Annotated in this window: 19 protein-coding genes; 9 read left to right on the forward strand and 10 right to left on the reverse strand. The window is 69.8% G+C overall.

Features of this window, described 5'->3' with window-relative positions; all coding sequences use genetic code 11:
• Positions 1-90: 90 nt before the first annotated feature.
• Both ASG71_RS04500 and ASG71_RS04505 read left to right on the forward strand, forming a co-directional pair.
• Entirely contained in the window at positions 91-1,779 is a 1,689-nt protein-coding gene (locus ASG71_RS04500) for a long-chain-fatty-acid--CoA ligase (protein ID WP_056737519.1), read from the forward strand.
• 2 nt (positions 1,780-1,781) lie between these two features.
• Positions 1,782-2,687 carry an MBL fold metallo-hydrolase gene (locus ASG71_RS04505; RefSeq protein WP_056737520.1) on the forward strand — a complete coding sequence of 302 codons (906 nt, stop codon included), beginning with the start codon at positions 1,782-1,784 and terminating at the stop codon, positions 2,685-2,687.
• Positions 2,688-2,698: 11 nt separating this feature from the next.
• Here the strand turns inward: ASG71_RS04505 and ASG71_RS04510 are convergent, their stop codons facing one another.
• Complete coding sequence (locus tag ASG71_RS04510) at positions 2,699-4,723, reverse strand: glycosyltransferase family 2 protein (protein ID WP_157366221.1); 2,025 nt, start codon at positions 4,721-4,723, stop codon at positions 2,699-2,701.
• Positions 4,724-4,939: 216 nt separating this feature from the next.
• Between ASG71_RS04510 and ASG71_RS04515 the strand changes: the two genes are divergently transcribed.
• A complete protein-coding gene (locus tag ASG71_RS04515; RefSeq protein WP_056737522.1) occupies positions 4,940-5,530 on the forward strand; it encodes a DUF1992 domain-containing protein in 591 nt (196 codons plus the stop codon).
• Between the two features lie 110 nt (positions 5,531-5,640).
• Here ASG71_RS04515 and ASG71_RS04520 read toward each other — a convergent pair whose 3' ends face one another.
• The 3 genes from ASG71_RS04520 to ASG71_RS04530 are packed head-to-tail and all read right to left on the reverse strand — an operon-like array spanning position 5,641 to position 8,539.
• Positions 5,641-6,282, reverse strand: a complete 642-nt coding sequence (locus tag ASG71_RS04520; RefSeq protein ID WP_056737523.1) for an NADPH-dependent F420 reductase — start codon at positions 6,280-6,282, stop codon at positions 5,641-5,643.
• 33 nt (positions 6,283-6,315) lie between these two features.
• Positions 6,316-6,633 (reverse strand): DUF6221 family protein, encoded by a 318-nt coding sequence (locus tag ASG71_RS04525; RefSeq protein WP_056737524.1) that lies wholly within the window; start codon positions 6,631-6,633, stop codon positions 6,316-6,318.
• A 31-nt stretch (positions 6,634-6,664) separates the two neighbouring features.
• Positions 6,665-8,539 carry a Na+/H+ antiporter gene (locus tag ASG71_RS04530; protein ID WP_056737525.1) on the reverse strand — a complete coding sequence of 625 codons (1,875 nt, stop codon included), beginning with the start codon at positions 8,537-8,539 and terminating at the stop codon, positions 6,665-6,667.
• 198 nt (positions 8,540-8,737) lie between these two features.
• On the opposite strand from ASG71_RS04530, the gene ASG71_RS04535 reads away from it, so the two are divergent.
• Positions 8,738-9,793: a TerC family protein gene (locus tag ASG71_RS04535; RefSeq protein WP_056737526.1), complete on the forward strand. Its 1,056-nt coding sequence runs from the start codon at positions 8,738-8,740 to the stop codon at positions 9,791-9,793.
• Positions 9,794-9,808: 15 nt separating this feature from the next.
• On the opposite strand, the gene ASG71_RS04540 is transcribed toward ASG71_RS04535, so the two are convergent.
• From ASG71_RS04540 to ASG71_RS04555, 4 genes are all read right to left on the reverse strand, one after another.
• Positions 9,809-11,173 (reverse strand): ammonium transporter, encoded by a 1,365-nt coding sequence (locus ASG71_RS04540; protein ID WP_056737527.1) that lies wholly within the window; start codon positions 11,171-11,173, stop codon positions 9,809-9,811.
• Positions 11,174-11,400: 227 nt separating this feature from the next.
• Entirely contained in the window at positions 11,401-12,813 is a 1,413-nt protein-coding gene (locus ASG71_RS04545) for a S8 family peptidase (protein WP_235563927.1), read from the reverse strand.
• A 153-nt stretch (positions 12,814-12,966) separates the two neighbouring features.
• Entirely contained in the window at positions 12,967-13,938 is a 972-nt protein-coding gene (locus ASG71_RS04550; protein ID WP_056737528.1) for a CapA family protein, read from the reverse strand.
• 66 nt (positions 13,939-14,004) lie between these two features.
• Positions 14,005-14,256, reverse strand: coding sequence for a DUF2630 family protein (locus ASG71_RS04555; RefSeq protein ID WP_056737529.1), 252 nt, complete (start codon positions 14,254-14,256; stop codon positions 14,005-14,007).
• Positions 14,257-14,484: 228 nt separating this feature from the next.
• On the opposite strand from ASG71_RS04555, the gene ASG71_RS04560 reads away from it, so the two are divergent.
• Both ASG71_RS04560 and ASG71_RS04565 read left to right on the forward strand, forming a co-directional pair.
• Positions 14,485-15,051, forward strand: a complete 567-nt coding sequence (locus tag ASG71_RS04560; RefSeq protein WP_056737530.1) for a type 1 glutamine amidotransferase domain-containing protein — start codon at positions 14,485-14,487, stop codon at positions 15,049-15,051.
• A 183-nt stretch (positions 15,052-15,234) separates the two neighbouring features.
• On the forward strand, positions 15,235-15,651 hold the full coding sequence (locus tag ASG71_RS04565) for a VOC family protein (RefSeq protein WP_056737531.1): 417 nt from the start codon (positions 15,235-15,237) through the stop codon (positions 15,649-15,651).
• 133 nt (positions 15,652-15,784) lie between these two features.
• Here ASG71_RS04565 and ASG71_RS04570 read toward each other — a convergent pair whose 3' ends face one another.
• Positions 15,785-16,021: a hypothetical protein gene (locus ASG71_RS04570; RefSeq protein WP_056737532.1), complete on the reverse strand. Its 237-nt coding sequence runs from the start codon at positions 16,019-16,021 to the stop codon at positions 15,785-15,787.
• 131 nt (positions 16,022-16,152) lie between these two features.
• Here ASG71_RS04570 and ASG71_RS04575 point away from each other — a divergent pair, with 131 nt between their 5' ends.
• The 3 genes from ASG71_RS04575 to ASG71_RS04585 all read left to right on the forward strand — a co-directional run bounded on the left by ASG71_RS04575 (position 16,153) and on the right by ASG71_RS04585 (position 18,150).
• Positions 16,153-16,500 carry a cupin domain-containing protein gene (locus ASG71_RS04575; RefSeq protein WP_056737533.1) on the forward strand — a complete coding sequence of 116 codons (348 nt, stop codon included), beginning with the start codon at positions 16,153-16,155 and terminating at the stop codon, positions 16,498-16,500.
• Positions 16,501-16,624: 124 nt separating this feature from the next.
• The gene (locus ASG71_RS04580; protein WP_056737534.1) at positions 16,625-17,422 is read left to right on the forward strand and encodes an alpha/beta fold hydrolase; all 798 of its coding nucleotides are present in this window, start codon (positions 16,625-16,627) and stop codon (positions 17,420-17,422) included.
• Positions 17,419-18,150: an esterase/lipase family protein gene (locus tag ASG71_RS04585; RefSeq protein ID WP_056737535.1), complete on the forward strand. Its 732-nt coding sequence runs from the start codon at positions 17,419-17,421 to the stop codon at positions 18,148-18,150. The genes ASG71_RS04580 and ASG71_RS04585 overlap by 4 nt, the downstream gene beginning before the upstream one ends.
• On the opposite strand, the gene ASG71_RS04590 is transcribed toward ASG71_RS04585, so the two are convergent.
• Positions 18,147-18,881 (reverse strand): GAF and ANTAR domain-containing protein, encoded by a 735-nt coding sequence (locus ASG71_RS04590; protein ID WP_056737536.1) that lies wholly within the window; start codon positions 18,879-18,881, stop codon positions 18,147-18,149. The genes ASG71_RS04585 and ASG71_RS04590 overlap by 4 nt on opposite strands.
• Positions 18,882-18,901 lie beyond the last annotated feature (20 nt).

An 18,901-nucleotide genomic window follows, 5' to 3' on the forward strand; every position in this document is an offset into this window, starting at 1 on the left:
AGAGGTGAGGGAGCGTCGGGGGAATCGCCGCCAAAGGTGAGGGAGCGTCCGGATTCGCCGCCGCACCGGAGTTCGCGAAATGATGTGGGCATGGAGCACACAGACCAGCAGCCTTGGGTAAAGAACTACCAGCCGGGGGTCCCGGCCGAGATCGAGCTGCCTACGGAGTCGCTGGTCGCCATGCTGGAGCGGTCCGTCGCCGAGGCCGGCAGCGCCCCGGCGCTGGAATTCTTCGGCCGGCGGACCAGCTACGCCGAACTCGGCGAGCAGGTGGACCGGGCGGCCGAGGGCCTGCGACGGCTCGGCGTCCGGGCCGGCGACCGGGTGGCCCTGATCCTGCCGAACTGCCCGCAGCACGTCGTCGCGTTCTACGCCGTGCTGCGCCTGGGCGCCGTCGTCGTCGAACACAACCCGCTGTACACCTCCCGCGAACTGCGCCACCAGTTCGAGGACCACCAGGCCAGGATCGTGATCGCCTGGGACAAGGCCGCCGCGGCCGTGCGGGAGTTCCCGGCCGACGTCGAAATCGACCACGTGGTCTCCGTCAACCTGCTCGAGGCCTTCCCGGCCGCCAAGCGGCTGGCCCTGAAGCTGCCGGTCAAAAAACTTCGTGACACCCGGGCCTCCCTCAGTGCGCCCGCCCCCGGAACCATGCCCTGGAAGGAGCTGCTGGGCCACGGCCGGATCGACCCAGCCCACCCCCGCCCCTCGGTGGAGGACCTGGCCGCGATCCAGTACACCTCGGGCACCACCGGCCGTCCCAAGGGCGCCATGCTCACGCACTTCAACCTCTACGCCAACGCCCTCCAGGGCGAGGCCTGGATGGCCGGCGCGGAGTACCGCAAGGAGGTCTTCTACGCGATCCTGCCGATGTTCCACGCCTTCGGCATGACGCTCTACCTGACCTACGGCATCCGGAAGCAGGGCCTGCTGGTCCTCTTCCCCAAGTTCGACCCGGACCTGGTGCTCGCCGCCATGAAGAAGTCGCCCGCCACCGTCTACTGCGCCGTCCCGCCGATCTACGAGCGCACGGCCATGGCCGCGAAGGAGAAGGGCGTCTCGCTGCGGTCCTGCAAGTACTGCATCTCTGGCGCCATGAACCTGCCCGGCCACGTGGTGGAACTCTGGGAATCGGTCTCCGGCGGCCTGCTCGTGGAGGGCTACGGGATGACTGAATCCTCCCCGGTGGCGCTCGGCAACCCGTTCCACCCCACCCGCCGCACCGGCACCATCGGCGTGCCGTTCCCCTCCACGCTGATGAAGGTCGTCGACGTCGACGATCCCTCCGTGGAGGTCCCGCAGGGCCAGCCCGGGGAGCTCCTGATCAAGGGCCCGCAGGTCTTCCAGGGCTACTGGAACAACCCCGAGGAAACCGCGAAGACCCTCACCCCGGACGGCTGGCTGCACACCGGCGACGTCGTGACCGTGGACGAGGACGGCTTCACCACCGTGGTGGACCGGGCCAAGGAACTGATCATCACCGGCGGCTTCAACGTCTCGCCCACCGAGGTCGAGGCCGTGCTGCGCCTGCACCCGGACGTCCGCGACGCCGCCGTCGTCGGCAAACCGCTGGAACGCGGCGGCGAAATGGTGGTGGCCGCCGTCGAACTGGAACCCGGCACGGTCCTCGATGAAGAGGCCCTGCGCGCGCACTGCCGGGAGCATCTGGCCGGCTACAAGGTACCCAAACGGATCGTCGAAACCGGCGACCTTCCCCGCTCCATGCTCGGCAAGATCCTCCGCAAGCAGGTCCGCGACCAGGTCCTCCCGGGGCTCTAGGGATGGACGGCGCCGCGCTCGACTTCACCACCGGCGTTCCTCGCGCCGGGAACCTTGACGTGGCCTGGATCCACGGCTCGGAGTCCGCCAAACACAACACGGACCCGGACATCCAGGTCCACGCCTACGACGAGCACACCGTCATCCTGCGGCAGAACATGGCGGTCAACTACGAGGCGCCGTTCATGTTCCTGCTGTTCGGCAACAGCCGGGCCGTGCTGATCGACACCGGCGCCACCTTCTCGGCGTCGTTCTTCCCGCTGCGCAGCGTTGTCGACGGGCTGGTCGAGGCCTGGCTGGCCGCCCATCCGCGGAAGGACTACGGGCTGATGGTGTTGCACACGCACCCGCATGGGGACCATGTCGCCGGCGATGCCCAGTTCGCGGACCGGCCGGACACCGTGGTGGTGGACGCCGGGCGCGGCAGCGCGTGGGAGTTCTTCGGATTTGCCGACGACGGTGACGACTCGTTCGGGGACGACGACGGCGACGCCCGCCAGGCGCGCGTGGACCTGGGCGGCAGGGTGCTGCAGTGCTGGCCCAGCCCGGGCCACCACGATGAAGCGGTCACGTTCTACGACCCTTACACCGGCCTGCTGTTCACCGGCGACACGGTCTATCCAGGCCGCCTCTACATCAACGACTGGCCTGCGTTTGTCCGGACCATCGACCGGCTGATCGGGTTCTGCGCGCGGCATCCGGTGCGGCACATCCTCGGCTGCCACATCGAGATGACGCGGGCGCCCGGCGTCGACTATCCGATCTACACCACGTACCAGCCGGACGAGCCGCCCTTGCAGCTCGCGCCGGAGCACCTCGCGGAGCTCCGCCGGGCCATCGACGTCGTGGACGGACGCCCGGGCCGGCACGCGTTCGACCGCTTTGTGCTTAGCCTCGACGCCGGCTGAGCCGGGCCGGCTCAGCGTCCCCGCAGGGAGGCGGCCGCCGGGACGCCGGGCGGGAATTCGGGCAACGCACCCGACGGGGTATGGAAGATCCAGAGCGACAGCGTCCGGTAGGCGGCCCAATCGCCGTCGGCCGCCCGCAGTGACGCGATCTGCGATCCGTCCGGCTGTTCCGTGCTGCGGACCACCCGGAGGGGGACCGGGTCCGACTCCGGCAGCCGCAGCAGGATCGTCCCGGACCCCGGCAGGGTTGCCTGCGGGAACCTGACCGCCGCGCCGCCGACCGAGATGTCCAGCAGCTCACCGCGGACACCATCGGTCTCCACCGGCGCCGTCACCTCCACCCGGTAGGCGTTGCGGCGGGAGGTGGCGAACTCGACGGCGCGGATCCGGCGCGTCCCCAGCACGAGCACGGCACCGGCGAGCACCAGCCAGGCGCCGGAAGCCACCGTGGAGCCCGCCGACGTGCGCCACGGAACCAGCCCGGCCAGCCCGGCCGCCGCATAAAGCAGCACCCCGCAGATCAGCACCACCATCACGATCAGGATGCGCGGCGTGCGGCCGCGGAGACGGGCGTCGGCAGCCCCCTTGGGCGTGACCTGGAACTCCAGCACGTTGCGGGACAGCAGCCACCAGAGGCACGCCAGGCCCACGGGTACGCGGAAGATCCGCAGGGCAAAGGCGGTGGGCCAGTGGATTTCGTTGCGCATCAGCTGCTTGGAGCCCCACAGCCGCACCGTGAACATGGCCACGAACACGCCGAGGAAGACCAGCGGGCCGGCCGTGGAGGTCTGGGCCCCCGACAGCATGATCAGCACAGGGATCAGGAAAGCCACCAGGGTCGCGATCCCTTCCAGCCACCAGAGCGTGCCGTTGAGGTACTCGTGGTAATTCCGCCACGACATCCAGCCCTTCGCCGCCCACAGCTTCTCGTGCACCAGGATCTGCATCGCCCCCATGCCCCAGCGCCGCCGCTGCAGCAGGTACTGGTCCGGGGTCGCCGGAGCGAGCCCCACCGCGAGGGTCTGGTGGTGGTACACGGTCTGCCAGCCGCGCCGGATGAGCTTGAGCGTGGTGTGCATGTCCTCGGTGATGGTCTCGGTGGCGACCCCGCCCACCTCTTCCAGGGCGCTCAGCCGCAGCAACGACGTCGACCCGCACCAGAACGGCCCGGCGCCGGGTACGTTGCGCGACGGCATCAGGACGTTGAAGAAGGTCCCCTGCTCGCCGGTGATGCCGTCGTCGTCGAACGCGCCGCCATTGTAGAAGGACTGCGGTCCCTGGATCAGGGCGACCTTGGGGTCAGCGAACCAGCCCAGCGTCGCGGTCAGGAACCCGGGAAGGGGGACATGGTCGCAGTCCAGCACGGCGATGATGTCGATGCCCGGGGCGCCGGCGGTCTTCTCCGCCGCCATCAGGCCGAGGGCGTGGTTCATGTTCCCTGCCTTGGCGTGGTCGTGCACCTCACGGCGGACGTACCGGGCGCCGTAGGCGGCGCACATTTCCTCGACCCAGGGACGGTCGCCGTCGTCGAGGACCCACGTCTCATGCGCCGGTTCCAGCTGGCAGGCCGCCGCCACGGTGGGCGTCAGCACTTCGAGGGGCTCGTTGTAGGTCGGTATCAGCACCGCCACCCGCATCCCGTTCGGCGCCTCGGTGACCGGCGCCGGCGGATGGCTGTCGATGTTCCACACCGACCACGCCTTCAGGACCAGGCCGGCCAGCGGCAGCGCCTCGAACGTCAGCAGGATCCAGGCGACCGTCAGGTTCCACTGGCCCGACGGCAGCGTGAACAGGACACGCCATGTCAGGTACAGGACCAGGGCGGCGATGGCAGCGACGCCGCCCACGTGGGCCAGCCGCCGCGACCGGGGAGCCTCCGGCCCGGGAGGCCCCAGCCGGGCGGCCCAGCCGGCGATGCCGGCCCGGGTCAGCGCCGCCGCGTCGAGCGCGGCAGGTCCCGGCGGCCGGGATGGGATGGGGTGTGTCGCAGTTGGCGGCGCGACGTCGTCGCGCGCCCGCAGGGCCTCACGGGGCACCTGGTCTCCTCAGCTAGATCGGTTTGCTTGGACCGACTTTAGCCGCGGCGGGGCGCCCGCCCGCGCGCCCTGACCGAATCCTTGCGCAATACTTCGGCGGGGATGCTCTGCCGTACGCCAAGAGCGCGTCCCAAGTGCCCGGGGCGTCTTTTGCGAGGGCAGGGTTCCTGCACATACTGGAAGTCAGATCTCGGCGGCCGGGAAGGAGAGTGGCCCATGAGCGACGCGGGACGGTCGGCGTACCGGCGCCGGGTGGAACGTGCGGCCGAGCTGCGCTCCATCCGGGCCAGCGGCAGCAGCGTCCGGGAAAACGACGAGCTCAGCGCCGCGGAAGAGGAGCTCCGGCAAAAACGCGCACGGGTGGACGACGCGGCGAAGGCCGAGTACCTGGTCCGTGATGCCATGGCGCAGGGGAAGTTCGACAACCTCAAGTACGCGGGCAAACCGATTCCGGGCCTCGGCGAGGTGTACGACCCGGACTGGTGGGTGAAGGGCCTGCTCCAGCGCGAAAACGTCACCGGGCTGGGGCCGGCCGCGATCCTGCTGCGCACCGAGGACGCCGGACTCGACGAACGGCTGGATGCCCAGCCGACGGAGCACCAGGTCCGGGACATCGTGGCGGACTTCAACGCCCGGGTCATCGACGCCCGGAGGCAGCTCCAGGGCGGCCCGCCGGTGATCACCAAAACCCGCGACGTCGACGCCGAGGTCGTGCGGTGGCGCGAGCGCCGGTCAGCCGCCGCCGTCGTCCTGCCCGCGCCGGAACCTGAACGGCGCTGGTGGCGCCGGCTGCGGCGGCGCACCTAGGAATCCCGGCCCGGGTCCGCGAGATGGCAGGTCACGGCAGTGTCCGGCGTGAACACTGCCGTGATCTGACATTTCGGCGCGCGTATGACCTCGGCGCTGACCGGCTGGGCTCAGATGGTGCGCGGCGCCTTGGCCAGGTTCTCCCGCAGTTCGGCCGCGTTCTGCCGGGCGACGTAGGCCGGGCGGTCCCGCTCCACCCGCCAGCTCTCCGAGAGCGGGCCGATGTTGACGGTGTCGAAGCCGAACTCGTCGTAGAGCCGGGTCACCAGCTCGGCCGCCTCCGGGTAGTCGCTGGCGGTGGCCAGGGCCCGGCGGTTTTCGGTGCCGGCCGGCATTCCGTCGGTGGTGATGTCGGTGTACATGATGTGGTTGAAGCCCTTGGCGACCTTGGAGCCGGGCAGGTGTTCCTGCAGCAGCCCCGAGGTTGTGGCCTCACCGCTGTCCAGCGCCGGGATGCGCCCGTCGCGCTCCCAGTAGTAGTTGTTGGTGTCGATGACGATCTTGCCCGCCAGCGGCTCGGCCGGGATGTCCTTGATGCTCTTGAGCGGGACGGTGACGACGGCGAAGTCGCCCGCCGCTGCGGCCTCGGCGGCCGTGGCCGCGCGGGCGCGGGGACCCAGTTCCGACACCAGGCCGGCCAGGGTTGCCGGGCCGCGGGAGTTGCTGATGACGACGTCGTAGCCCAGCTCCACTGCCTTGCGGGCGAGCTGGCCGCCGATGTGTCCTGCACCGATGATTCCGATAGTAGTCATACCCGGGCTAACCACGCCGCGGCCGCGGATATTTCAGGGGTGCAGCCAGTCCTGGCGGAAGTCCGGGTGGTCGAAGTAGGGCAGCGCCAGGGCCTGCAGCGACCGCTCCATCCAGTCCAGGGACCGGGGTGCCCAGTGGGTTTCCTGGAGAGCGTCGCTGACCATCGCGGCCAGCGCGGCCTGCCGGGCCGCCTCGACGACGCCGATCAGCCTGCGCTTGGCCTCGCACTCGAGCAGCAGTCGCTGTTCGTACCATTCCCCGGACTTGGAGACGGTCCGGTCGCTGAGCAGGGTCCGGGCCGCCGCTTCATCCTCGGAAATCCGCTCGGACAAAAACTCGACGATGTCCACATCCCGAGGGTACGCGCGCCCGGCCCGGGGGTCACCCCAGCAGTTCGTCCTCGTAGCACCAGCGCCAGTCCTCGCCCGGTTCGACGCTGCGCATGACCGGGTGGCCGGTCGCCTGGAAGTGCCTGGCCGCGTGCGTTCCGGGGGAGGAGTCGCAGCAGCCCACCTGTCCGCACGCCAGGCACATCCGCAGGTGGACCGGCGTCGTGCCGTCCCTTCGGCAGTCCGCGCAGAACGGGTCGGCCGGAACCTCCGGGTCCGGCGCGGATTCCAAATGCCCGCAGATCCCGCCGGGACGGGCGATACCCTCGCCGCCGCCCCCGCCGTCGGTGTCCAGCTCATCCAGCGAGGCGTCCAGCATCGATTCCTCGACGTCCAGCCGTTCCAGCACCCCGCTGAGGACCTCATGCGCGTATTCGCCGCCGCGGCGCAGTTCCAGCACCTTGGCGCGTTCGGCGTCGAGCATGGCCAGCCGCAGCTGCGCGTAGCGCTGGCTGGGGGTCGCTGCTTCCGACGTCGGCCGGCCCAGGCGCTCCCAGGCCGCCAGGCCGCGTTCCTGGGTGCGCCGCTTCAGCATCGCGACGACCTCGGGCGGGTCCTCGTCAGTGCGCAGTTCCTGCAGTTTGGCCACGCCGGCCGCGGTGGCCAGCTGCATCAGGGACGCCTGGTTCAGGGCGTCCTCGCGCTGGTCCGGGCCCTGGACCCGGAGCAACCGGACCAGCCCCGGCAGCGTCAGGCCCTGCAGCGCCAGCGTCCCGCCGACCACCACCAGCGCGGCCAGGACCAGCACTTGGCGGTGCTCCAGGTCCGCGGGCAGCACCAGGACGGCCGCCAGGGTCACCACCCCGCGCATGCCGGCCCACGACACGATCGCGGCGAACTGCCACGGCGGGGCCGGATCGGCGCGCCGGACCGCCGGGATCAGCCGCGGCAGGTACGTCGCCGGGAACACCCAGACCGGCCTCAGCAGCAGCACCGCCAGCAGGATCACCCCGCAGCCGGCCCAGATCCGGCCAGCCCCCAGCGAGTCGTCCTGGACGCCCGCGATGATGGTGCTGACCTGCAGCCCGATCAGCAGGAAGACCGAATTTTCGAGCAGGAACTGCACCGTGTCCCAGTTGCTGCGCTGGCTCAGCCGGGCCGCGCCGTTCGGCATGGACGGCGCCTTCATGCCCATCACCAGCCCGGTGACGACGACGGCGAGGACACCGGAGGCGTGGATGGCCTCCGCCGGGAGGTACGCGACGAACGGCGCCATCAACGACGTCGAGGTGTTGATTGCCACGTTCCGGATCCGCTTCCGGAGTTCGGTCAGCACGTAGGCCGCGGCCAGCCCGACAACCAGGCCGCCGCCCGCGGCGAGCACGAACCCGCCGGCGATGTCCAGCGCGGACACGGAGCCGGCGATCGCGGCGATGGAGGCGCGCAGGCAGACCAGGGCGGTGGCGTCGTTGACCAGCGACTCGCCCTCCAAGATGGTGACGATCCGGCGCGGCATGCCCACCTTGCGGGCGATCGCTGTCGCGGCGACGGCATCGGGCGGGGCGACGACGGCACCCAGTGCGATCGCCGCGGCCAGCGGGATCTCCGGGAACAGCCACCACACGACGGCGCCGACCGCGAGCGTGCCGAAGATGACGTAGCCCACCGAGAGCAGCCCGATGGCGCGGCGGTTGGAACCGAAGTCGAACAGCGAGGTCCGCAGCGCCGCGGCGTAGAGCAGCGGCGGCAGCAAGCCGACGAGAACGAGTTCCGGGTTCAGGTCAATGGTCGGGACGAAGGGCAGGAAGGACCCCGCGACGCCGGCGAGCACCAGCAGCAGCGGAACGGACACGTTGAGCTTTCGGCCCAGTGCGCTGCCGGCACAGACGACGGCGACGAGCACGAGCAGTCCGAGGGCGACTTCCATGGGGCCATTCTCTCAGCCCGGCGGGCGGGCATTGCCGGACCGCAGGAAGCCATGTTTCACTTAAACCCGTGGAGGGGAGTATCCCCCGAATGTCCCGTCGTCAGTACGGCCGCCCCTGAGCGGCCCGGCGGTGCAGGCCCGCAGCGGCCGGGAAAGACCTCCAGTTGGTAGCTACTGACTGGAAGCGGGTGTCCCCTGATGAATGTTCCCCTCTGGGCCTGGTTGGCCGTCCTGGCCGTGATTGTGCTGATGCTGGCCGTGGACCTGTTCGCGCACCGCAAGGCCCACGTGATCGGTGTCCGTGAAGCCGCGCTGTGGTCCGCCCTCTGGGTCGCGCTGGGCGTGGGTTTCGGTGCCCTCGTCTGGCTGCTCTACGGCGCCGAACTGGGCCAGCAATACTTCGCCGGCTACCTGATCGAGAAGTCCCTGGCCGTCGACAACGTCTTTATCTGGGCGATCATCTTCACCTATTTCGCTGTACCCCGTGAATACCAGCACCGGGTGTTGTTCTTCGGGGTGCTCGGCGCCCTGGTGTTCCGCGGCATCTTCATCGCCGCCGGCTCCGCGATCATCGCCAGCGCCGGCTGGGTGCTGTACCTGTTTGCCACGTTCCTGCTGCTCACCGGCTACCGGATGATCCGGCACCGCAACGAGCAGCTGGACCCCGAGGAATCCAGGCTGCTGCGGCTGTTCCGGCGCCGGGTGCCCATGACGAACGACTTCCACGGCCAGCGGTTCCTGGTCCGTAAGCAGGGCGTCCTGCTGGCGACGCCGCTGCTGGCGGTGCTGGCCCTGATCGAGTTCACCGACATCATCTTCGCCGTCGACTCCATCCCCGCTATTTTCGCCGTCACCGACGAGGTGTTCCTGGTCTTCACGGCGAACGCCTTCGCGATCCTGGGGCTGCGCGCCATGTACTTCCTGCTGGCGGATCTGATTCACCGTTTCGTCTACCTCAAGGTCGGGCTGGCGCTGGTCCTGATCTGGGTGGGGATCAAGATGCTCCTGAAGGTCGACCTCTACTACATCCCGACGCCGCTTTCGCTGGCCGTCATTGCGCTCATCCTGGGCGCCTCCATCGGGATGAGCCTCTGGGCCACCCGCGGCCAGGGGCGCAAGGCCCCGCCGGCGCCGGCGAACCCGCCGTTCGGGACCGCCACGGCGGAGGAGATTGCCGGGCTGGAACCGCTGTGGCGGCGGGGATCCCGGGCGAAGGAGGCCACCGGGCAGGGCCGGGACGGGACCGGGAGCTAGCCCGGCCGGCCCGCTCTAGGCGAGGCTGTCCTCCATCGCCCGCTCCGGCCGGCTGTGCTGCGCCAGACCTTCCGAGGGCGCAGCCGGCCGCGCGGCGGCGGACTGGCCGTGATGGGCCTGGACGTGATGGCCGAACGGGTTGAAGCGGCTGTGGGCCAGACCGTCGAATTCGTAGGCGGTCTCGGCGTGCTCGGAACGGTCGACGCCGGCCAGTTCGGCCTCGTGGCTGACCCGGAAACCGACCGTCCTGTGGATCGCCAGCCCGATTGCCGCCGTCGCCAGGCCCGAGAGCGTGACGGTGATCAGTACCGCGACCGTCTGCGCGATCAGCTGGTGCAGGCCTCCGCCGTAGAACAGTCCGCCCGCCTGGCCGGCGCCCGGCAGTGCGATGAGGCCCAGCGCCAGCGTCCCGATCAGGCCGCCGCCCAGGTGGACGCCCACGACATCCAGGGAATCATCCAGGCCAAACGTGTACTTCAGGTCCACGAACACGCAGCAGGCGGCACCGGCCGCCAGGCCCAGTCCGACGGCGGCGAGCGGGCTGATGTTGGCGCAGGACGGCGTAATCGCGACCAGCCCCGCGACGACGCCGGACGCGGCGCCGAGCGAGGTGGGGTGGCCGTGGCGGACCTTCTCAACGACGAGCCAGCCCAGCATGGCCGCGGCCGGGGCGGCGAGGGTGTTGACCCAGATCAGGCCTGCCTGTTCCGCGGTCGTGGCAGCGCCCGCGTTGAAGCCGAACCAGCCGAACCAGAGGAAGCCGGCGCCGAGCATGACGAACGGGATGTTGTGCGGCCGGTGGGACGGGTCCTTGCCGAAGCCGTGGCGGTTGCCCAGGATCAGCACCAGCACCAGGGCGGCGGTGCCGGAGCTGATCTCCACCACGGTGCCGCCGGCGAAGTCGATCACCTGGCCAAAGACCGCACTGACGGCCCCGCCTGCGCTCATCAGGCCGCCGCCCCACACCATGAACGCCAGCGGGCAGTAGACCACGGTCACCCAGACCGGCACGAAGAGTGCCCAGGCGGTGAACTTCGCGCGGTCGGCGATCGCGCCGCTGATCAGGGCGACGGTGATGATGGCGAACGTGGCGCTGAATCCGGCCTTGAGGAGTTCGGAGGAGCCCGTCAGCTTGGCGAGGCCGAAGGCGGCGAAGGGGTTGCCGAAGATCCCCAGGAAGCCCTGGCCGGTGGTCATCGAATAGCCCCACAGGACCCAGACGACACCCACGATCCCTGCCGCGGCGAAGCTCATCATGATCATGTTCAGCGCAGCCTTGGCCCGGGTCATGCCGCCATAAAAGAGCCCCAGGGCAGGTGTCATCAGCAGCACCAACGCCGCCGACACCATGATCCAGATATTTCCCGCGGTGAGTTCCACCGGCGTGCCCCTTCTCCACAATTCGCTCACCGGGACACCTCGCCGCCGGTCCCCAACCGGCTTCAATCCTCGCGGGCGCGTGTTTCAGGCGATCGGGAGGTACGTTGCAGGGAAGTTACAGAAACCGCGGGGTCGTGACGCCGCGGTGTCGGGCGTGTTTCAGCCAGGTAAACGGCGGCCCTCCGGCAGGCCCGGCGGCGGAAAGCGGGCCTGCCAGCGGGGCTGCCCTAGAGCCGCAGGATCTGGGTCAGGTAGCCGTAGTACTTCGCCCCGGCCGGGCGGAGCGGGTCGCCGACGAACCCGAAGCCCGGGTGCCGGTGGTTGTAGGAGGCTGCGATGTCCAGGAACTGGTCCCGGACCTCGGCCCCGGAGCCTTCGCAGGAGCCCCGGTCGATGCAGAGGGCCACGGCGCCGGCCACGGCGGGGCTGGCGAAGCTGGTGCCGTGGTTCACCCCGTAGCCGCCGGGCACCGTGGAGAGGACGCAGACGCCCGGGGCGGCGACCGTGTGCCGGGTGTCGGCGGCGTTGACCGCGAAATTGGAGAAGAACGCCGGCCGGTCGTCGCGCTGGCCAAGGCGCAGCCAGTCGTCCTTGCCGCACTTGCTGGCCGCCAGCCCGTCCGGTTTGCCGTCGAAGTCCGCCATCGCGGTGGCGGTCAGCACCTCGTGGTAGGCCGCCGGCACCGTGCGGGCCAGGTCCGCGGCCTCGTTGCCGGCGGCCACGGCGTAGGTGACGCCGGCACGGACCGAGCGGCAGATGGCGTAGTGCATCGGGTCGGTGCCCTTGCCGCAATTCGGCGTATTGCTGCCGGGGCCGCCGATGCTGATGTTCGCGACCGCGATGTCATTGTCCTCGTCGTCGTCCTTGTGGGTGGAGGTGACCCAGTCAATCGCGCAGATCAGGCTCTCCTCCGTGATCACCCCGGTGGTCGAGACCACCCGTACGGACCACAGCGGCGTCCCGGGCGCCGCGCCGATGATGCCGGAACCGTTGTTGCGGGCGCCGATGACGCCCGCCACGGCTGTCCCGTGCCCCAGGACGTCCACCGGAGCGACCTCCACGGGCTGGCCTGAGGAGCAGTCGATGCCGCCCTGGACGTTGAGATCCGGATGTTTGCCGTCAATGCCGCTGTCTATCACCGCGACGTTGACCGCGGGGCCGTCGTCGGTGGTGCCGGCGCGGACGGCGTCCTTGGCCTCTTCAGGGTCGCCGCCGATCCGCTGCCACCACAGCGGGGCCACCTGCGTGTAGGGGGCGGCCGGCTCCTCGGGTTCCTCGAAGTGCCTGCCGGCGGTGACGAAATCGACGCTGGGATCGGTAGCGAGCCGGCGGGCCTGGGACGCAGTCATCGACCCCGAATAGCCAAGGACAGCGCTGCGGTAGACGGTGGTGGCGCGGAAACCGAACTTGCCCTGCTGGGCCGCGGCCAGGGCGCCGGCGTCCCCGGCCCCGTCCTTGAGCACCACGATGTAGTTCTGCACCGGTTCGGCGGCGGCGGCCGACGGCGCCGCGGCAAGGATTCCGCCGCCGGCGGCGAGGGCGACGGCGGCCAGGGCGCCGACGAAGCTGCTGCCCCCGGTAAAGCGCCGTACCCCTGGTCCGGCCGGGGGGTGGCCCGCCGCCACGGATGTCTTCTGCAAATGCGGAAACAGAGTGCGAACAGCGTGGAACATCGTGGCCTCCCAGTAAGCATGGTGCTTTTAGAGTGCCCCCCGTCCATATCGTAGGACCTGGGGCGCGGAAATATCAGGGGGCAAAGGCAGTTCCGGGCGGGCGGCAGAACGCTGCGGAGGCTACCGCGGACGCAGTTCAAGGCAGCCGTCGCGGGCGTTCCAGCTGCCGGCGGTGCCCAGCGCCGCGCACAACCGGGCCATCCGGGCGGTGCTGCCGCGGGCGTCGCCGCGCGCCATCCGGGCCTGGCATCCGGCGATCACGGTGGGGAAGAGCCGCAGTAGCTGCGGTACGCCGTCGTCGGCCTCCAGCAGGAAGATGAAGGACCGGTCGTTGCGCTCGACCGGGTCCACCGCGTAGTCATCGATGAAGTCGCCGGCCCCGTAGATGACGGGCCGGTCCCGGTAGAACTCGACGCCGCGGACGATGTGCGGGGAGTGCCCGAAAACAACGTCGGCACCCGCGTCGACCAGGCGGCGCGCCAGCGCCCGGTGCTCCGGCAGGGGCTCCGACCCCCAGTTCCCGCCCCAGTGCGCCGACACGATGAGCAGCTGCACGCCGGAGCTGGTCTCCCGCACCAGCTCCAGCAGCCGCTCCGCCCGGTCCCCGGGCCCGGCCACGGGTACGTAGTGGACGCCGGGGGAGCGGGCCGCGGCGTCCCAGTCCGGCTCGTTGTCCGTGAACGCCACGAAGCCGACGGCGGTGCCGCCCGCCCGCAGGACGGCCGGACGCTGCGCCGCGGCAAGGTCCTCGCCCGCCCCGGCGTGCAGGATGCCCGCCGCGTCCAGCGCCGGCATCATCTCCCGGAACGCGTTCGCGCCATAGTCCAGGACGTGGTTGTTCGCCAGGGACACCGCGTCGATTCCCGCCGTGGCCAGGGCGTGCACGTTCTTCAGGTCGCTGCGGAACGTGAAGACCTTGCCGGGCTCGGGCGCTCCGCCGTCGGCCAGCACACACTCAAGGTTGGCGATCCTGAGGTCGGCCCGCCGCAGGATCGGCAGCGTGTCGCCCCAGGAATACGCCGGATCGGCGGTCCGCAGCCGGTCGTTAACCAGCCGCCCGAGCATGACATCGCCGACGAACGCGATCTGCATGGCACCAGCATGCGCCGGACGACGGCAAACGGGAAGGACGACGGCGGTACGTCCCGCCGGGCCGGCTCAGCCGCTGTAGCCCTCGACCTGGGTGGCGGGCCGGGCTTCGGCGTCGTCCGGGTTCTCGCCGTACTGCCGCTTGGCCCGCCGCTGACGCAGCAGGTCCCAGCACTGGTCCAGGTCCTCTTCCAGTTGGCGCAGGCGCAACCGGTCGGGGACGTGGTCGTGGTCGGCGCTCGCGGACTCGGCCTGCTCCCGGAGCTCCCGCTCCTCGTCCACGAGGGAGGTAATGCGCTGGAGGATGTCCCGTTCGTCCATGATGTCCACTCCTGTTCTGCGATGCTGCGGCTTCCGCCAGCGTAGTCATCCGCCCCGCCCGTGGCCAGAGGGACGCCTGCGGACCAGGACGTACAGCCGAGACCGATAGTCAGCTTGCTTATTATTTTCCGAGTTCCTAGAGTTGAATGCGTAAGGCACCAATTTCCCCGCGTGGGATTTCGACGGCCCGAAGGCCGCCGGACCCGCGCGCTGGCTGGAGGAGGACACATGTCGGAACACACCATTGCAGGCAAGAAGGTCGCATTCCTGCTGACGGACGGCGTCGAGCAGGTCGAGCTGACCAGCCCGTGGAACGCCGTGAAGGAAGCCGGCGGGGAACCCACCCTCGTGGCCCCCAAGAGCGGCAAGCTGCAGGGCTACGACGGGACGGAGAAGGGCGAGACGTTCGACGTCGACCTGACCGTGGGTGAGGCCAACGCCGCCGACTTCCACGCGCTCGTGATCCCCGGCGGCGTGGTGAACGCGGACCACCTCCGGGTGGACAAGGACGCCCAGGCCTTTACCCGGGCCTTCTTCGAGCAGCACAAGCCGGTGGCCTCGATCTGCCACGGACCGTGGCTGCTGATCGACGCCGGCGTGGTCAACGGCCGCAGCCTCACCTCGTACCACACGCTCCAGACGGACCTGAAGAACGCCGGCGCCGACTGGTCGGATGAGGAAGTGGTGGTGGACCAGGGCCTGGTCACCAGCCGTAACCCGGACGACCTGCCTGCCTTCAACAACAAGCTCCTGGAGGAGATTGCCGAAGGCGAGCACGCCGGACAGACGGCTTAGCCGACGCCCGCCCCTTCGGGGCAGCCGCCGGTTCAGGGGCGCCGACCGCGCACGCGGCGGCGCCCCTGCCGCTTAAGCCCTATGAAGCAGACATGGTTTCGGGCAGGATATGCCTGTAAGCAGCGCCGGGCGCCCGTTGGCCCGTTCCGCGCCAGCCACCACAGCCACCAAGGAGTCCCGGACATGACCACGCTCAACCCCTACCTTGGCTTCCGCGACAACGCCCGGGAGGCCATGACCTTCTACCAGTCCGTCTTCGGCGGAGAACTGAACATGAGCACCTTCGCCGAATTCCAGGCCAGCGACGATCCTGCCGAGAAGGACAAGATCATGCATGCCATGCTGACCGGCGAAAAGGGGATGGTGCTGATGGGTGCAGACACCCCCAACAGCATGGACTACACGCCGGGCAACAATTTCTCCGTATCCCTCAGCGGCACCGAGGAGACCGAACTCCGGGGCTACTGGGACAAGCTCTCCGCCGGCGGCACCGTGACCATGCCCCTGGAAAAAGCCCCGTGGGGAGACACCTTCGGCATGTGCAAGGACCGGTTCGGTGTCGACTGGCTGGTCAACATCGCCCCCGCCAAAACACAGTAGGCACAATGGCGGCCGGCCACCCCTGACGGGGCGACCGGCCGCGGTCAACGGCGCGCTCGGGCCCTGATTGCACAGCGCTGGACGCACAGCGCTGGACTGCACAGCCCTGGGCTGATCAGCCAGGGAGGATCAGTCAGTCCGGGCTGGTATCGGTGGTGAGGCCGCGGTCATCGGCGGATTTTTCGTCGTCCTCCTCGGCCGGGCCCGGCACCTTGTGGGAGTCGCCCTCGCCGGGGGCATGGCCTTCCTGCCCGGCGGGCGACGGCGTCGACGCCTCGGCGGGACCGCTTTCTTCGCGCGGGACGGGCTTTGCGTCCTCGTCGACCCCGTCGTTGACGATGTCTTCCGGTTCGATCGGCTTGCTGCTCATGCGTTCCTCCGACGTTGGCCTGCGGGTTTCCACCCTGCTGTCCCCTCCAAGCTACAGCGGGCCCCGCGCCCGAGTACAGGCCATGGCCGCGGGCTCTGGCGCCCCGCATCAGCCGGGTCTAGAGTCACGCCATGGACCAGGATCCCGTGGTGACCAACCCCGAGCTGTACCGGGTGGTCTTCGAAAACGAACGGGTGCGCGTGCTCGACTACACGGACCGCCCCGGAGAAAAGACGGTGCCGCATTCGCACCCGGACAGCGTGATGGTGACTTTGAGCAGCTTCCGCCGCAGGCTCTCCGCCGACGGGCGGGAGGTCGACGTCGAACTCCCCGCCGGCCTGGCGCGCTGGCTGCCGGCGCAGTCCCACTCCGGCGAAAACACCGGGGACACCGAGACGCACACCATCTTCGTCGAACTGAAGGAGCCGGCCAAGCGGCCGGTGGACGGCCCGGAGCCGCTGGGCCCGTCGACCGGCTAGCCCTGCACCGCAGCCGGGGCGCCCGGTTCCGCTTCCGCTGTTTGCCCGAGCGATGCCGGAGCCACGCGGGCACGCCGGCGTCGTGTATGTTTACACGACGCCGACAAGAAACGAGACGCCCACCATGACCAGGCCCGTGCGCATCGAGGTTGAGGCAGCCGGCCAACTCGGCCACGTCTTCGCCTCCCGACGTCCCAGCGACGACGGTCCGGCAGCGCCCGCCGTCGTGCTGATCCACGGGATCGGTGTCTCGCACCGCTACCTGCGCCGGCTCCACCGGTTCCTCGCCCAGTCCGCCGACACCTACTCCATTGACCTGCCGGGTTTCGGCGGCACACCCACTCCGGCGCACACGCTCACCGCGGCCGAACAGGCCCGGTACGTCCTGGGCGCCATGGAAGAGCTCGGCGTGCCGGAGTTCGTGGTCGTCGGCCACTCGATGGGCGCCCAGTTCGCCGTGGAGACTGCGCTGCAGCAGCCGTCCCGGGTCCCGCACGTCGTCCTGATGGGCCCGGTGGTCAATGACCGGCGCAGCTCCGTCGCACAGCAGGCCCTGGATCTGGGCCGCGACTGCCTGTTCTACGAAAGCCCGTCCTCCAACGCCCTGGTGGTCACGGACTACTTCCGCTGCGGTCCGCTCTGGTACCTGAAGAACCTGAGGGTCATGATGGACTACCGCATCGAGGAGCGGATCGGGGCCGTGGCGGCGCCGGTGCTCGTGATCCGGGGCGGCAACGACCCCGTCGCACCGCTTGACTGGTGCCGGCGGCTGGCCGCCCGGGCAGCCGCAGCGGAGGTGGTCGAGATCGAGGGAACCGGCCACGTGGTCCAGCACAACCGCGCCGCGCAGGTATGCGAAGCCATCCTTGCCTTCGCCGGCATCGCCGCCGCCGGCACCGAGCCCCAGGACTCCGCGGCATGAGCACCGCCCTGCAGATCGCCGGCTGGTGGGCCCGGGACTACGCCTACGCCGTCGGGCGGCAGCTGCGCAGCGCCGTCTCACGGGTCAGCCCGGACGAATTCCTCAGCGGCGACGGCCGGCCCGTCGTCGTCATTCCCGGCATCTACGAGGACTGGCGGTTTCTGCTGCCGCTGATCGAGGAGCTGCACGCGGCCGGGCACCCGGTGCACGTGGTGACCATGCTGCAGCGGAACCGGATCGCGGTTCCCAGGGCCGCCGCCCTCCTGGCGCACTACCTCGGCGAGCGGGGCCTGACCGACGCTGTCATCGTCGCCCACAGCAAGGGCGGCCTGATTGGCAAGTACGCCATGACACTGCTTGACCCCGAGCAACGGATCAGCCGGATGGTGGCCGTGTGCTCGCCGTTTTCCGGGTCCCGGTATGCCGGCTTCATGCTGTTGCCGAGCCTGCGGGCCCTGTCTCCGCGGAACCCCGTGACGCTCCAGCTCGGACGCGAACTGAGCGTCAACGAACGCATCACGTCCGTTTTCGGGCTCTTCGACCCGCACATCCCGGAAGGCAGCGTGCTGCCTGGGGCCCACAACATCCAGCTGCAGACCGGCGGCCACTTCAGGATCCTGGCCCACCCGGACACCGTCCGCGCGGTCCTGGCCGGGGCCGGCGCGCCCGCCCAGGCGCCGCACGGGCAGGGGACGGCCCACGCCGAGGGCGAGGCCCGGTCCGGCTAAAACTCGAAGTGGGTCCGGGCGGGACCGTGGCCCAGGCCGTCCACGATCGCGGAGGCGACCGTGTGCAGCTTGACGTTGCGGGTGCTGGACGCCGCCTTGAGCAGCTCGAAGGCTTCCGCCTGGCTGCAGCGGTTCTGCGCCATGATGATCCCGACCGCGACGTCGATCCCGGTGCGGGTTTCCAGCGTCGCCTTGAGGTTATCCGCAGTCTCGGAGGTCTGCGCGAAGCGCACCGCGAGCCGCAGCGCCATCGAAGTCTGGCTGACGAAGATGGTCGCCAATTCCCGTGCCCGCTCATCGAAGCGGTGCGGCCGGTGGGAGTAAAGGTTGAGTGCGGCCCGGGTCCCGCCGTCCAACTGGAACGGCACTGCCAGGATGGAGCGCATACCGTGCTCGCGGACCCGGCGGGTGCACTCGGGCCAGCGCTCATCCTCGTCCAGGTCGGCCAGGTGCACCACCACCTGCTCCCGGGAAGCCGTCACGCAGGGGCCGTCACCCAGGCTGTACTGGATTTCGTCCATAGCCTGCGCCGCTGCACTGCTGCTGGCGACGGTGGCGGCCTTGCGCTGCCGAAGCAGCGTAATGCCGCAGAGGATTTCGTCGCCGGGTTCGGAGAGGCTGCGGGCGGACACCTTTGCCAGTTCGCCGAGGAATTCCTCTACATCGGCGCTGCTCAGCACCATCTGGTGCAGGTGCTCATTAATCGAAGTTGCTGTTGAGTCGCTGACCACTGTTCCTTTTGCCGTTTCGC

Source organism: Arthrobacter sp. Soil763 (assembly GCF_001428365.1).
GTDB lineage: Bacteria > Actinomycetota > Actinomycetes > Actinomycetales > Micrococcaceae > Arthrobacter.